The organism is Spiribacter sp. SSL99 (assembly GCF_009805925.1).
Taxonomy (GTDB): domain Bacteria; phylum Pseudomonadota; class Gammaproteobacteria; order Nitrococcales; family Nitrococcaceae; genus Spiribacter; species Spiribacter roseus.
Genome location: NZ_MAOM01000021.1, coordinates 93645 through 111927, shown reverse-complemented (window position 1 = coordinate 111927; position 18283 = coordinate 93645). Strand labels below are relative to the sequence as shown.

Below are 18283 nucleotides of genomic sequence, written 5' to 3'. Positions count from 1 at the left end.
CGGTCACGTCGGTTGAGGATGCGACCTATTCGCTCCAGGCCTCAGCCATTGGCTTTAGTGATACCGCTGACTCGGATGCGTTTGCCTCGGTCGTGATTGCCACGCTGCCGAGTGCTGGTTCGCTCAAGCTTGATGGGAGCGCGGTGAGTTCGGGGGATTCGATCACAGTTGCGGCGATCAGCAGTGGCGATCTCACCTTTACCCCGGCTGCCGATGCCAACGGCTCGGGCTATGCGAGCTTTGACTTCCAGGTGGTCGATGACGGTGGCACTGGCAACGGCGGTGAGGACACCGACCAGAGCGCGAACACGCTCACGGTTGATGTCACGTCGGTGAATGATGCGCCGGTGGTCACGACGGCCGGTTCGGTGAGCAACACCGAGGATGAGCTTGACAGCGGTATCTCGGTGGATGCGGTGTCGAGCGATCTTCTGACGAACGCCACGGACGTCGATGATGCGGATAGCTCGCTCGAGGTTGGCGAGGTTGAGGGCGACAGCGCGAATGTTGGCTCGGCGGTGACGGTGTCGCTGAGCTACACCGATGCCGACGGCAATGGCCAGACGCAGGACGTTGATCTGACGGTCAGCAGCGATGGCAGCTACAGCGTTGCCGGTGTGGACCTGGATGCCTTGCCCGCGGGCTCATCGGCGACGGGTTCCTTCACCTATAAGGTTGCCGATGATGATGGAGCGCTGTCCTCCGCGCAGACGGCCAGTATCACGGTCAGCGGCACGAATGATGCGCCGACGGTTACGACGGCCGGTCCGGTGAGCAACACCGAGGATGAGCTTGACAGCGGTATCTCGGTGGATGCGGCGTCGAGCGATCTGCTTACCAACGCTACGGACGTCGATGATGCGGATAGCTCGCTGACGGTTGCTGAGGTTGAGGGCGCGAGCTCGAATGTTGCCTCGTCCGTGCCGGTGACGCTGAGCTATACCGATGCCGACGGCGGTAGTCAGACGCAGGTTGTTGACCTGACGGTCAGCGCGGATGGCAGCTACACCATATCCAGCGTTGACCTGGATGCCTTGCCCGCAGGCTCATCGGCAACGGGTTCTTTTACCTACAAGGTTGCCGATGATGATGGCGCGCTGTCGTCGCAGCAGACGGCTACCGTCACGATTAGCGGCACCAATGATGCGCCAGTCCTTACCCTTCCGGCCGCTACACCATCTTTCAGCGAGGTTGAGGGATCGGATGATGAGAGTGCCGCGGTAACGCTCAACTCGAGCCTTGGCTTAAGCGACGACAGTGCGATCCAGTCGGCAACCGTTAGCGTTAAGAATGCTCAACTCGGGGATGAGCTTTTATTTACGAACGGCAATGGCATTACCGGGGCGTCAGTAGCGGCTGATGTAGACGTTAAGATTACGCCGACGGTCGAGTACGAAACGACTAATGGCGACGCCGTGACGATACAGGTGTCTGAGCCAGTTGGGCGCGCCATAGAGTCCGGTGATTCGATCACGTTTTCTTGGGAAAAACCCGACGTGGACCTGCAGATCGACCTTAATGCCGGCGATACTGCAGCGGACATCGCTGATGCGATCATCGACGCGATTAATAACAGCGGTAGCTTCAACCAGGCGGCTGGACATGGGTCTTTCGGTGAAACCGTCGTATTCGTCCAAAGCGGTGGGAGTCAACGCTTTCTCACACCGGACCCACAATTCAATGCGACAGCCAAGCTTACGCTGACGGGCGATGGGAATAGTACACCGGCGGATTTCGAGGCTGCCCTTCAGTCAGTAGAATTTAACAATACGTCGGATTCGCCGAGCGAGGCTGCCCGCAATATCGAAATAACGGTCACTGATGCAGAGGGAGTTTCCTCTAATACTGTTACAGAAACGGTGTCTGTGGCCGAAACGAACGACATTCCGGTCATCACCACGAGCACCGCAAAAATCTTCACCGGTGAAGCACAGCAGACGGCCGCAGTTCAGTTCAACGACCTGGACGGGAGTAACGCGCCGGCAGACGGCTCGTGGACGGAAACGAGCAGCAACGCCGATGTTGACGTCAGTGCCAGCAACGGCGAGCTCACGATTGATGCGACCAGTCTGGCCGATGGGGACACGGTCTCCCTGACCGTATCAGATGGAACCGGCACCAGTAGCGCGGCGACGATCACTATCAGTGAAGCGCCGTTTGCGGTCTTTGATTCCGCCGGCAATCAGACCTCCTCGGTCACGTCGAGTGGTGACTTCTCCAGTGCATTCGATTCGTTCGCCGATGCCCTTTCCTCCGCTAATTCGAGCGATACCATTAAGGCAGACGACGTCTCAGGCATTAATGATTATGTCCTGACTGGCTCGGATGCAATTGATATTGATGCGTCGCTCGATACCACCGGCGTAAAACTCACCGGCAATAGCGCAGATAACGAGCTGATCGGTGGCAGTGGCACCGATACACTCAAGGGCGAAGGCGGCGCTGATACGCTCACTGGCAATGATGGCAACGATACGCTTGAGGGTGGAGCGGGTGACGACACGCTGGGCGGCGGTGCGGGCGACGATGCCCTTACCGGTGGTGTAGGAACGGATACGCTCAATGGCGGTGCGGACAATGACACGCTGACTGGCGGTGCCGGGCCGGATATTCTTCGGGGCGATGCTGGCAATGACGTGTTCGTGTACAACGCGCCGGCAGAGGTCGGATCGGACACGGTAGAGGGTGGAGCCGGCTCGGACACTGTGCGTCTGGATGGTGCCGGCACCTACGACTTCGGCGGTTTGACGTCAGCGAGCAGCATCGAGACGCTGCTGGTCAATAACGACAGTGCCTCAACGACCGTCCAGCTAGGAACCGGTCTCGTTGATGGCGGAACCACCTTGACGATCGCTGGTGGTGGTATCGACGATACCTTCACCCTGGAGGGCGGTAACCTCGGCAGCACGCAGTCCCTCGATATTCAGGCAGATGGCTTCAACGGAAGGGATGGCTTTACTGCGGGAGCGGGCGATGATTCGGTGACCTACAGCGCGAGCGTTGGTAGCGCGAGCCTTGCGTTCTCCGGCTCCGGCGCGAGCGAGGTTGTTGAGGTAACGGTTGGCGGCGTTACCGATACGCTTCGCAATATCGAAGAAATTGTCTTCTCGGACGACACGATCCAGGTCGTCGGGGCAGGTGGCCACGCGGACATTAAAGCCGCGGCTGATGCAGCGACGAGCAGTGATTCCATTCTGGTGAAAACGGCCTCAGCCGTTGACGTTGCGACCGCCGAGACCATCAATGACAAATCCCTGACCTTCGAGAATGGCATTACGCTGACTGAGCTCGCCGACACGGCGACGACGCTGGAGGGCAAGACGCTCTCGGATGCCGCGTTTACTGGGTTTACGACCATCACGAATACGTCCTCCGGACAGACTGCGACAATAGATGCCGCAGAACTCGGTGGCCGGGCGGTTACCCTCAGTGGCGCGGGAGACATCACGGTAACGGGTAGTGCCAGCGATGTGCTGGGGTTGGATGCTGCTGTCTACAGCTCTGCCAATACACTCATCCTCAATGATGATGCCTCGAGTATCGGTGGGCTCAGCACCAGTGATATCGATGACTTGGTCAATACAAGAGGCCTGGATGAGGTTACCGTTACCTCTGGGACCCTCGAGTTAACCATCGCACAGACTGACGCTTTCGGGTTCAGCAGCGCGATACAGAATACGCAGACGCCGACCACCGAGAATGGCGTCACGTTGCCCCCCTTCGAGTACATCGCCTCTTCCGGCGATGATCTGCTCGATGAAACGAACCAGGCGGATACGGGTATTGACGGTGGCGCGGGCAATGACACCATCAATCTACTGGACGGTGATGACGTTGCTACCGGTGGCACAGGGAATGACGCCCTCAACGGCGGGAGTGGCGACGACACCCTAACGGGTGGTGCGGGTAACGACACCATCGACGGTGGTGTAGGCGCCGGCGATACAGCGGTCTACACCGGAGACTTCTCAGATTACAACATCACCGGCCTTGGTGGCGGTTCGCTGACAATCAGCGATACACGCAACAGCGGTGATGACGTTGACACCGTCAGCAATGTTGAAGTCCTTCAGTTTGCCGACGTAACGGCCCGTGTGGTTGGTGTCGGTGGCTATGCCGATATATCGGAAGCCGTGGCTGCCGCAGTCAATGAGTCAAGCACCGGCGATATTATCCTTGTCGATGCCAGCTCTCCGGTTTCAATCGCCGACGCCGAGGGTATCGACAGTCAGAATCTCAGCTTCAACGGTGTCACGATCGACACGATCCGTGACACGGCTAGCAACATTGATAATTCAGGGATTGACCTGACGGCGCCCGGTTTCACGCGATACAACACCGTCGAGACCAGCGATTCGGGCACGGTGACACTCGATGCCAGTCAACTTGGTGGGCAGTCACTCACACTGACCGGGCAGTTCGAGGTCACAGGATCTGTGAGTGAGGTCGATGCACTCGACTCGGCAACGGCGATTAATCAGATTGATGTCCTGACCGTGGAGGATACGGCAAGTAGTCTTCAAGGGCTGTCAGCGACCCGGATCGGAAACCTGGAGGGAGTGACGGTTGGCGCGACGGATAATCGCGGCGTCGACTCATTCGTCCAGAACGATAGTGCGGAGCTGCGCTTAGGAAAGTCGCAGATCGAGGCTTTTTCACCGAATAGCACGACCAGCAGCCTCACGGCATCCGGCGATGTTGTCCAGGTCGACGAGAGTCCTGCACAGACGATGTCGGGGCTCGACTCGTTGCTGGCGGGGTCTAATACGATCGGGGCAATCACCGGACAGATCATTGATGGTGGCAGTGGTCCCGACGAGATCAGTGGCACAAATGGAATCGATCGCCTGATCGGTGGTGATGGCAATGATTTCATCATTGGCGGGAATGCGGCCGATCAGCTACAAGGTGGCAGTGGCAACGACCTCTATCGGGTGACCAAGGATGACGAGGTCAGCGAGGCAGGTGGTGAAGGCAGCGGTGATGAAGTTCGCACGACGCTGAATGACTACGATCTGACGGATAATGTCGAAGTGCTCCGTTATACGGGTACCGGTAATTTCGCTGGCACCGGTAACGCGGAGAACAACACGATCTTCGGCGGCAGCGGGGATGACACTCTGTCCGGTGGTGCCGGTAGCGATACCCTCTACGGTGGAGCAGGTTCGGATACCCTCAACGGTGGTGCGGGCGAGGATACGTTCATTGTTGGCGCTGATACCCGCTCGGATGCGTTTGGCACCACGCGCACAGTGACCTCCAGCGTTGATGACTACATCACCGATACCGCTGTCTCCGGTGGAACGGAGACTGACACCCTTCAGTTCCAGGGCACGGCGAACAATCAGAACCTGTTCATACAGGCGCATACGACAGGGGTTGAAGAGTTCGTCATCACGAACACCGGCGGTGGCAGCACCGGGCTTGCTCTGGATCTTGACGCGTCGGCGCTGACGGATGACGGCGAGGATCATGACGTCACCCTGCCCGATGAGGATGGTGATGGCACCGACGGTGGCACGGTCATTGTCGACGGTGCGGAAATTCAGGGCAGTGATGGCGCCAATACACTCCGCGGCTCGGAATTTGATGATGTCATCTTCGGCGGAGGCGAAGCGGACGGCCTATACGGACAGTCCGGTGATGATTTCCTCTACGGCGGCACGGGTGACGATCAGATATTCGGCGGCACCGGTAACGACATTATTGTTGGCCAGTCCGGTGACGACTCTGCGCTGGGCGGCTCGGGGGACGATATCTTCATTGGCGGGGCAGGCGATGATGAATTCGTCGGCGGTGTGGGTGACGACACGGCGGTAATTGCCGCGTCGGATACGATCACGATGAGCGATGCCGATCGCTTTGAGGACACGGCGTCGGTCACGGTGTCTGGCAGCGATGGGACCAATCGTTATGAGGGTGTGGAGACCCTGGATGAGGGTGGATCCGTCTCCGGCGGCAGTTTTGTCAGTGGTGGAAACACTCATGATCTGACCAAGGACTTCCGGGTACTCAACGATTCGGGCGAGCTCCAGAGCCTTCATGGCGATTTCGACTCCGCGCTCACCGCCGTCGGCAACGGATCAGGCACAACAACGGATACCATTGCCATCGCGGATGGCGTGTCAGTCGGTTCGTTCAGCAACTCGGTCACCGAAGGTCTGACGATTCAGGGCTCCGGTACTGTCTCCGCGGCAGTGATCAGCGACAAGCTGACGATCGATCAGTCGAATGTGACCATTGACGGAATCCGGTTCGCTGTCGCGGACAGCTCCGATGCCGTAGAGGTGACCAGTGCCGGCTCGGGCGCGGTCATTCGTGACGCGGCCTTCATTGGCAGTGGTTCGGCGAATGGCGCGACGGGCCTGAACGTGACGGCGACGGATGCTGACGTCACCGTGGCAGCGAGTGACTTCAACGCGCTGGATACGGGTATCAACCTCGCGCAGAACTATGCAGCGACCGCGGATCTGACCGGGAACACGTTCGCCTCCTCGGTCAATGGTGTGGCGTTGGATGGCGCCGCGTCGACTTCAGATATTGATATCGCGAGCAGTGTCTTCGTTAATAACACGGCGGGCGTCAACATTGGTGACGCCGGGACGTATGCGGCGGATGCTGATATTCGTGTGTTGCGCAACCAGTTCGATGTCCCTGTCAGTGGTGATGGTGTAACCACCAACACCAACGATTTCGCCGATGGCAATACGTTCAAGACCAGCCTTGGCGAGTCGCTCAAGCTCAATACATTCGAGACGGCGGATCAAAGCAGCGACGCGATCGACTCGACCGACTTCAGCGGCTTCGAAGATTTGGTTGTCGAGGGTACTGCAGCAGCTGACGAGACGGTTGTTTTCAGCGAACCGGACGCCGAGCTCAACATTGATCTGACGAATACGGGCGATGTTGATTTTGATGAGGATGGTACGAGCGAAGGGGAATTCGTCACTGGAACGCTCAACAACACGAATGTCTATATCACCTCCACCAGTGGCGTCTCGGATATAGAGAACGTCACAGGCACTGAATTCGGTGACACCATCACCGGTGATGAGCAGGTCAACGTGCTCTCCGGCGGTGGCGGGGACGACACCATTGGCGGCGGTGGTGGCGGTGACACCATTGACGGTGGCGAAGGGGACGACGCGCTCGCCGGCGGAGCCGGCAACGACACGTTCGTGGGTAGTGCTGGTAGCGACGACATTACGGGTGATGCCGGCGACGACACCTACAACGTCAATCGAGTTGATGGCACGACGAATACCTTCGTTGGCGGTAGCGGAGACGACACGGCCCTCTTCTCGGGCGATACCTCCGATTACCTCATCAACCGTGCCGACCATCTTCTTGAAGATATCGGTGGTGGGGGTGGAAGTGATGGATTCTTAGATGATTTCTATTCCAGCGGTGATGCGGTGCTGGGCGACGGAGCCGAGCTGCCAACAGAGCTGGAAGGTGTCTCGTTTGACCCGGATCAGCCGATCTTCCAGGTCGACTATGTTCAGAACGGCATCCGCCAGACGGACTACATCCAGGCTGAGAACCTCCAGTTCAATGACGTTACGCTGGTCTGGGGTACGCTGGATGGGTCGATCGACTCCACGAATGACTATGCAGACCGTGGTGACACCGGGAATGAAATCTATGTCAGCGCTGAGCAGGACGCTGCATTTGATTACAGCGGTGGTGGTAGTCCGGATCAGCTTGAGACGCCCAACTATGTGCTTGGGCGTGGTGGTAACGACACGCTGCGTGGCAGCGATGGCGATGACGTCTTATTCGGTCGTGATGGCGATGATGTCATTCGCGGTGGCACGGGCGCGGATGTCGTCGACGGCGGCGAGGGCAGCGACGATTTCCTGATTACCCCGGATATCATCAACGGTGATGGGACCCGCGAGATTGGGGTCGGTTTCGAGAGCGGCGATAGTATTACAGATGACGGTGCAGGCCCTGACACCGACACCGATCAGGTCATTATTGATGCCGGCGGCAGGGTTGATTTCACGCTGGGTACTCTCACCGGTGTTGAAGAGGTTCTGTTCGACAATACAGGCAACAACGACGTCATCACGACGAGTGAACAATTCGACGGGGTTGTTCGTTTCTACAATGGCAGCTCCTCGAGCGCAGATGAGCTCGAGATCGAATTCAGCCAGAACGGCAGCAGTACTTCCCAGACGACGGTCGATGATGTTGAGGACTTGATCCTCACTACGGATACCGACGGTACTAGCGGAAAGAATCTGCTTGATGCCGAGAATGTCGCTGCTGAGCCGACTGACGTTTTTGTTCGCGGTGGCAGTGCGACGGGCAATGACACCCTGCAGGTCGATAATCTGTCGGCCGACATTTTCGCCGATCGCAATGGCGAGGGGTCGTCCATCAATTTCCAGGGGCAGCTCGACGTCAATCTCGCTGATTCAGTGGGGCAGGTTAATGTCACGACCGGTTCGGACGACACAAGCGTCACCACGCGCACGGGTAGTTCAGCCGCGGTCAATGCCAGGGAACTGACAAGCGGTCAGCTTGACCTGGACGGCACCGGCAGTGTCACGGTCAGCTTGGCTCAGTCCATCACGATCGACGCGTCGGACCACCTCGGCTTCGATACCGATAGTGGGGCGCTGACAGGCACGTTGGAGGTCAGCACTGTCAACGGCGCCGATTACACGCTTCTCACGGGTACCAACAACACGACCGTGAACAGCTCCGGGGGATCGGGCGTTATTGATGCCACCGAGCTGAATAATGACCTCGAACTGACGTTGACTGGCTCGTCCGATGCCACCGTGACCGAGCTCCAGGGCGATATTGTTGCGGGTAGCAGCTCCGGCGTGCTCGATATCACCACGGCATCTACGGTCGCCGATAACAATGTCTCCATCGAGGCGAGCCAGGACAGCACCACCATCACGGGTACCACCGCGGGCGATCAGGTAATCGTTGATGCCAATGCAATGGGCAGCACCGATCGCTTGACGCTTGATGGGGATGCCAACTTTGAGGCTGACAATGTCGGCTCGAATGTAGTCGTCGATGCGGATGGCGATGGGGCGGGCTCCTCTCTGCAGGGAACGCTTTCGGTCACCACCGATTCTGGCGCGACCGGCGTCAGTGTGCTGACCGGCGTCGCAGCGACAACGCTCAATACGGGAACTAGCGCCGCCGGGACAGTTACCGTCGAAGCCGACGAACTGGCCAACGGCACCGAGCTAGACATCAATGGATCGTCGGAAGTCACAGTCAATGATCTGATCGGTGATATCGCGGCAGATGGCATGGACGGCGCTGAGCTGTTCGTCACGACGCGGGATAATCAGGTCGACGGGACCATCGACATCAGTCTTGGCGATACGGACGCAACGATCGACGGGACGAACGGAAGCGATACAGTCACCATTGACGCGACTGGGATGGACGCTACCGGGTCCGAGACACTGACGCTGACGGGGAACTCCGATGTCGTCGTCAACAATCTCGTCCAGAATATCGATGCAGACGAAGTCGGCAATATCGGTGTCCTTAGCGGGACGCTCGATGTCACGACGGGTGAACTCACTGATGGTGCCGATCGCCTGATCAGCATTGGTGAGGGACGTACCGAAATCACCGCTGACGTTGTCGATGCCGGTAGCGGTCAGGTAACCGACCTGCGAGTGGATGCTGGCGCGCTCTCTGCTGACGCCACCGGCGCGGGTGATCTTTTCATTGAGGGCGATGCCGATATCGCGGTCGGTGAGCTGGGTGCGGATCTCGACGCCGGTGCGCTGACTGGTCTGCTTGATGTCGACACCCGCACCGGTGCCGGTGCATTCGCGATTACCGCAGGTACGAACAATGCGGTGATCTCAGGCGCGACAGGTAACAACGTCACCATCGATGCGGCCAACATCTCCGGTGATGGCACGATATCCGGCAGCCTTTCCAACGCGGAGCTCACGCTGGATGGCGCCGGCACGATGACGGTCAACGGCGTTGAGGCGGACATCAACGCCGCCGGGTTCTCCGGTGATTCCCTGACGATTAATACAGACTCACTGACTGGTACGGGGACTGGCGACAGCAACACGCCAGCGATGGAGATTGTTGTCGGTACGACCGACACCACCATTAACGGCGACGATTCCGATGACGGCAATAAGGACGTCATCGATATCCGCGTGGATGGCAGTAATCTGGCAGGTGAGGCAGGCGAGACGCTGACCCTCCAGGGAGACGCCGAGTATGTCATCGTCAATGAAAGCGACGGTGAATTGCTCTCACTGGATATATCGGCAATTGCTGACGATAACGAGGTCACCCTCGAGGGCAGCGGCGACTTCGAGCTGACGGGTACGGCAGCTGATGTCAATGCCGAGTCGCTCACGGGCGAGGTCACGGTCCGAACAAAGGATGATGGCAGCGCCGATGACATCCTGGTCACCGCCGGGACGGGCAAGACCACCGTCGATGCCGAGGATGGCAACGACACGATTCGCGTTGATGCGGGTGCGCTCCTCGATGATAAGAGCGACACGCGGAATCAGGAGACGGAGATTCTCGAGGTCGTCGCCCTTGGCAGTGGCGATGTAACCGTAACCGATCTCAAGGCGGATGTGGATGCCACAGGCCTCCTTGGAGAACTTGACGTCACGCGAGGGCAGATCACGGACGGCGCTAAGGATGACGTCGACATCGAGCTTGGAGCTGGCAACGCACGGGTTGACGCGGCCAGTTCCACGGAGCTCACCTTCATCGACGCCTTTGAGCTCGCCGCGGGCTCGAATCTGACGCTCGTGGGTGACGGGTCGCCGATGCTGGTCTCCCGGGTTGGGAGCTCTACCACCGTCGATGCCACAGGCGGCACGAACGACGGGGTCATGACCGGTACCCTTGACGTTGAGACGAAATCCGGCGCCAGCAATGTGAGTATCAACACGGGTGATGATCTCACACGCGTGAGTTCGGATTCCGGTGACGTCACCATAGACGCTACGGAACTGGATGATGAGGAGTTGACGCTCTCCGGCAGCTCAACCATGACGGCCAACAACGTGGAGGCCGATGTCGACGCCTCGGCAGCCAGCGGCGCGGTGACAGTCAATACCTCGGGCATCACGGGTACGGATGCCAGTACACAGAAGCTCACCATTACGGCAGGCAGCGATAGCCTGACGGTATCCGGTGATGACAGCGACGATACGGATACGACTAAGCTGGACATTGTTGTTGAGGCGGAGCAGCTGTCAGACAGCGACAATGGAACGGATCTCACACTGACCGGCGATGCCGAGTATGAGATCAACAGCGATGCCACTGGCGGAGAAGTCACGATCGACGCGAGTGGTCTGGATGCGTCGGGTGGAATCGAGCTCACAGGGGCGGGCGACTTCCGTCTGGTGAATACCACAAGCGATGTCGAAGCACCGAGCCTTACCGGGAAGCTCACCATCGCGACCGACTCCGGTACTGAGAACGACATAACGGTGACTGCGGGTACCGGCCTGCTTGAGGTGGAAGCGACCGATTCCGTAGACGACATCACGGTCGATGCCACAAACCTGACAGATGACGCGATCGATGATGAGATTTCAACCGGGAACTCCGGGGATCTCTACGAGCTCTCGGCATCGGGTAGCGGTACGGTCACGGTCAATAATCTATCGGCCGACGTCGACGCGAGTGCGCTTACCAACAAGCTCACGGCGAACGTGACCGGTGGCAACGATGTGGACATCGTTCTCAACGGATTCGACTCTGAGATCAATACCAACTCCACGTCGGTGACGCTCGATGCAACCGCGGTTGGTTCCGGCGATACCGTAACGTTGAATCAAGGGGGTGCCGTTGATCTCTTCGATGCCGCCGATGGCGTTATTGTTGATGGCAGTTCCGGGTTCAGTGGTGATCTGACCGTCCGGACCGATACGCTCGGCGCTGCGGATACGGTGTTCGTCAAGACGGGTAGTGCCGCCAGCACCGTTGTCGGCAGTGGCGGAACGGTTGATGTCGACGCCGCCAGCCTGGCCGACGATACAACGTTGAGCGTGAGCGGCGACTCGGTTGCTCTGGTGGATAATCTCCAGGGGGATGTGGATGCAGCAACGAGCACTGGCGTGCTCGACGTCACCACTATTGGATCGGCCGATCTGTCTGTCACCACGGGTTCCGCAAGCGCCACGGTGACCGGCACATCCGGCACGGTCGTAGTCGAAGCGCTTGCCATGACTGGTGGCGAGACGCTGACCATCGATGGCGCGGCCGGGTTTACCGTCAACGATGTCGACGACAATGTGGTCATTGACGCCAACGATGATGATGCCGTCGCTGGTACAGCGCCCCTGTCTGGAACACTGACAGTGAACACACAGAGCCAGGCGACTGGCGTCGAAGTGCTCACCGGACAAGAGGCAACGACCGTCGCCACGGGCGCGACGGCGGGTGGCGACATCAGCGTTGATGCTGAAGTTCTTAAAAACGATACGACTTTGACCCTAACGGGTGCCGCGGTCGCCGATGTCGACAAGCTGATCGGTGATGTTGATGCCAGTGCGCTGTCCGGCAGGCTGTCCGTCACGACGGGGGACAATGACGGGAGTGCATCCGGTGATGGAAACATCAGCGTTACGCTGGGTGATGCGGACGCGGCAATCAGTACGACTGGCAACGCTGACACGGTGAATGTTGCCGCCGGTGACATGACGACAGCCGGCAGGACCCTCTCAGTGGACGGTCAGTCAACCGTGGGTGTCACCGGTCTTGTTCAGGATCTCGACGCGAACGGCAATACCCCTGCGCAGACCAGCACCCTTCAGGGCGAGCTCATCGTTCAGACTGGTCCATTGGACAACGACGCAGGGATCGAAATTGATCTAGGTTCGGCCAATAGCACGATCACCGTTGATGAGACGGATTCGACGCCGGGTGGTGAAACCGAGGCCATCATTGACGCGACATCGATGACGGGTGCGGGTGCCATTCTCACCCTCGCAGGCGATGGTGAAGTGGAAGTGGATGGGCTCTCTCGGGACGCGACGGCTACCTCGCTTTCCGGTGATCTGGATGTTGACACGGTGAGCAATGCTGACCTGACCCTGACGACCGGATCGGGTCTCACTGAGGTCAGTGCGGCTTCTGACTCGAAGATCACCGTTGACGCCGCCAATATCGCGGACGACGGTGACGATACGACGTTCGAGCTGCTGATCGACGGTGCCTCTGACCGCTCCAGCGAGGCCATCGTTGAAAACCTCAAGGGAGATGTCGATGCGAGCGGGCTCCCGGGTACACTGACCGCGACGACGGCCACTGACCAGGATGTGGTCATCAAGACCAGTCAGCTGAACAGTTTCCTCACAGCAACAGGTTCCAACAGCGCTATCCTCGCGGATGCGGGCGCCGTCATTGATGGCGGCGTGGTTTCCACCTTTGGCTCGGGCGATTACACCGTCACGGATGTTGGTGACGGGGTGCGGATCGATGCCAATGGCGGAACGAACGGGGAGGCGGCGCTGGCCGGCACACTCGACGTCACGACGGCAGACAGTGCCACCGGAGTCCTCGTCGAGACTGGCACTGAGGCGACCAGCGTAACCGGTAACAGCGGATCGGTGACGGTCGATGCCGAGGAGTTGGCTCAGATCAATGTGCTGACCCTCGACGGTTCGTCGGGCATGGTCGTCAACAACCTGGATGGGGACGTTGATGCGAGTACTCAGACCGGCACGCTTGACGTGACGACCAACGATGCCGGAGACGATGGTATTGAGGTAAAGACCAGCGCCGGCGCGACGACGATCAATGCTGACAATGCCAGTGACACGATCACAGCGGATGCGTCAGCGCTGCTCGACGGGACAACGCTCGATCTTCAAGGCGACAGCAATTTCGTCGTTACCGGATTAAAAGGCGACCTGAATGCTGATGATGGTACCGGTACGCTATCGGTGGCCCTCGATGATGCGACGGACATCCGGCTTGATGTCGCCCGCGATGCCAGTGTCAATGCAAACGACCTGAGCGTTAACAACACCCTTGAGCTCGCTGGCTCAGGTGATGTGACTGTCACTAATCTCGTCGGCGATATTGATGCGGATCTCGGTGTAGGGACCTACACCGGTGAACTGGATATCACGACGAGACCAATAACCGGTGATGGTAACGGCGCCGCCATGCGCATCGATACCGGTTCCAACACCACGACGGTAACCGGTAATGATTCGGATCCAGACGACACCGAGACGATTGATATTGTCGTCGACGCCTCGGCCCTTGCGGATGCCACCGACGACAACAACATCCTCAACCTCGGTGGGGATGCAGAGTATGAGCTGCAGAACAACAATAATCCGAGTGCTGGCGATGTACAGGTCGATCTAACCAGCGCCAGCGGCTCCGGGACGATCGAACTGACTGGTACAGGCGGCTTCGATCTGATTGAAACGGCCGCTGATATCACGGCAGGGAGCAGTACCGGTCCATTAACTATCACATCGCGGGCCGGGACTGGCGATGACTTCACCGTTACCGCCGGTGATGGGGATCTGACGGTTGATGCGGAGAATGCGTCTGACAATCTCACCATCGAGGCCGGTGCCCTGGTCGACGATGACGACGATGCCGAGATCACTGGTGGGACGACGGTCGTTGGTAATGACGACACCAATGACAGTTTCGAGCTCAGCACAGATGGTGTCGGTGCCATCTCTGTGGAGGATTTAGCGGCGGACCTGGATGCGAGTGCCCAGTCCGGCACCCTGACGGTAACGACGGCGGCAGATACCGATATCAGCGGTACGAGCGATGTCGATATCCGGCTTAACGCCGGCAATTCCCAGATCAATACGCTCGCCAGTGACTCGACTGATGTGACGCTCGATGCGAAGCAGATGAACGGCTCGACGGCTACCCTTGCAGGGGCAGGCTTCGTAGAGGTGTTCAACTTGCAGGCGGGGGCGACCATCGACGGGCAGTCTGGAATGACTGTCGAAGGCAGTCCGGTCGACTTCACCGGTGGAATGCTGGTCTTCACCGATGCGCTGGTGTCGGGTGAGTCCGCCAGCGTGAAGACGGGTACAGCGGCTGCGACGGTCGAAGGCGACGGCAGCAGCGGGACCGTTAATATTGACGCGGGCGATCTGTCGGATACCGGTAGCGCAAATGACCTGACTGTGCGGGGTAACACGGCATTTTCCGTTACAGCGCTTGGCGCCGATGCAACGGCGACCGGGACGACAGGCACCATCGACATCACGACCGAAGCCGCCAACAGCAGTGCTGACAACCTCGCTGTAGAAACCGGTAGCGGTGATATCACCATCACCGGTGTGGACTCGGAAGACACCGTGACGGTGGATGCCGATGAACTGGCCAGCGGCGATACGGTCACGCTCGATGGGGCAGCGGATTTCGTTGTCAATAATGTCGCGACCGGTGTCATTGTTGATGCAGATGGTGATGGTGCCGGGGCTGCGCTCGGAGGCGGTCTCACGGTCAACCTTGATAATTCCGCCACCGGCGTTGTTGTCAGGACCGGTGATGCCAATACCACGGTTTCCGGTGGAAGCTCGGTCACCGTCGCCGGTGATGAAATGGATGACGACAACACCTTGACGCTGAATGGTGTAGTGGCGGCCACCATAACCGGTGTTGTCGGTGACGTGGATGCAGCAGGCGTTACAGGCACGTTGACGGTGACAACAGATACCACCACGGATAACCAGGTGGCGGTGACGACCGGGACAGGCGCGACGACGGTCACCGCCTCATCCGGCGATACGGTCATCATCGATGCCGACCTGCTTGCTGATGATACGGGTGATTCAGGGTCACTGGCGCTCTCGGGCGACGGTGTTATCTCCGTTGATAACCTCGAAGCCAATGTCACAGCTGCTAACGGGGTGGGCAAACTCGACATCGATCTTGCTCTGCCGGGTGATGACAACATTCGCATTGATTCGGACCGGACGACCGAGATTCGAGCAGGCCTGCTGGAGGGCGACAACGTCCTCGAGCTCGCAGGCAGCGGGGACATCTCGGTGCTGCGCTCAACGGACGGTTCAGCTGCCGCGCTAACAGACGGCTTGATCGCCAGAACAGTCGATGCGAGTGAGTCGAGCGGGCTTGTGACGATTAACACGGGGCCGATCTCCGGTACCGATCGGGATTCTGACACAGACCCCTTCACCCTCTCTGACGCGCAGTCGGAAGCCTATCTCAATGTCACGGCCGGCACGGGTGACCTCCATGTGGATGCCGACGATGATCAGCCCGATGACAACCTTGTGACGCCGGGTGATGATTTCAGCAACGGCAGCACTGAGCGGGGGGTCGGCAGCGGCGACTTCGTCGTGGATGTCGCGATCGATCACAGCAGGATGGATTCCAGCGACACCATCACGCTCGAAGGTGATGCAGAGTTCTTCCTCGACAATGTAAGCGCCAAGGTTCGGGCGTCGGAGGTGGATTCGGATATCAGCGGTTTCTCTGATCTCCGTAGTGATGGCGCGCAGTTCCCCGCGAACCCGGGGGATGGCTCCACCTATCCGCCGGATGAGAATGGCATCGAGTCGAATCTTCAGGCGCTTGCCACGGGCGGGATCTACCTGACTGGTGATGGTTCGGCAAATGACTTCCTCGGTGGCGGGGGACGCGACTTCATCGACGGTAAAGGCGCTGACGACGTGCTGCGTGGTGGCGGCGGCGATGACTTCATCGTCGGCGGTGACGGTGCAGACGCGATCTATGGTGGCGATGGCGATGATCTGCTCTTTGGCGGATCCGGTGAGGACGGCGGCGACTTCATCAGCGGTGGTGACCAGATCGACACCGCTGTGTTCGAGTTCACCGGCGAAGTCGGCGGCGTGAGGAAGCTTGTACTCGATAACAACGGCAATGCCGTTGCCGCGGCGAATCTTGAGGACGATAGCGGCAACAATATCGACCTCAAGGATGCTGTCGTCGGTCAGGGCAACGTAGCGAAGATTCTTGACTACAATTTCAACCGGACCACGGATGATACGACCCAGACAACGGAAGTACAGGTTGAGGTGTCGCTGAGTGATGGCGGCACGGTGGTTAATACCGATCGAGTGCTTACCGACGTTGAAAACTTCCTGTTCATTCAGCCCGGGGAAGATCCGGAAGAACGACCTGATAGTGACAGGGAAACACTGAATGATCTGGTCGGTTCCGTGATCAACGTCAATACGGCGACGAAATTCTCGACCATTCAGGCGGCGATTGATGACGTGAATACGAAGGATGGCCATGAAATCCTCGTAACGCCGAACAGCTACAACCCCGCCGTCGTCACCAAGGAGCTCAACTTCTTTATCCAGGATGGCTCCAGCGGTGTTGAGCTCACACTCGGCAATGAGGCCGACGGAACCGATCCGGTTTCGCTTCTGCGGGTGCTCAGTGAAGAGAGCATCATCATCAACGGTAATGAGGGTGATAACCGCATCGAGGTGCTCTCGGAGGAATCCTTGAAGGCTTCGCCGGATAGCAATGCTTATGTCAGTAGCGACGATAGTTTCTACGACACTGGTAATTCGGAGTTCAGCCTTGGTGGTTCCGGCGAGGCCAGCTTTGGATCAATCAGTGAGTTTGACAATGCCACATACACCATGCGAGGGCGTGGCGGTGACGACACGTTAACGGTCGATACCGAATCAGAGAAAAGCCATTTTCTCTTCGGTGGCTCCGGCAATGACTTCCTGTCGGGGGGCCAAGTCTATGATTGGCTGGATGGTGGATCGGGCAATGACACCCTCATTACGACCGGTGGCAATGACCGTATGAAGGGTGGCAGTGGGGACGACAAGTTCGTGCTTGCAACCCGCGATGACAACGTCGGTTCAGGTGATGGTCAGGTGCTTATGCTGGTTGGCGGTGGCGACGATCAGATCATCGCCGCGCCGCTCGATGATGCCGGAATCGATATTGACGCGATAATCGGCGATTTCGCTCGCGGTGAAAACCGTCTCAGCACAGAGGCCCTTACCGATGGGAATGGCGGTACGGTCGAGCTCTCGAACCTCTTCGAGGGCGGCGGGCTCGACGCGTCGAAGGGGGAGATTAATCTCGATGCATTCAAGGCGGAGTTCGTCGACGGGGATGATGACATCAACACGCTGGATGCGGAGGGCTCAATCCGGCTTCTCGGGATTAATGTTGACCGGTTGACTGCGAGTGATTTCGTTTACGACGGTGCCGGCGAATGGCGTGATGACTTTGAAGCGGCGCTGGGTTTGACCAACGTGAGCTAGTAACGGGCTCAGGCCATGGAGGGCACTTCTAA

General features: G+C 58.7%; 1 protein-coding gene. It reads left to right on the top strand.

The window, feature by feature from the left end:
- The first annotated feature begins 92 nt into the window (after positions 1 to 92).
- Positions 93 to 18251, top strand: coding sequence for a hypothetical protein (locus tag BA899_RS09375; RefSeq protein WP_235013347.1), 18159 nt, complete (start codon positions 93 to 95; stop codon positions 18249 to 18251).
- The last annotated feature ends 32 nt before the right edge of the window (positions 18252 to 18283 follow it).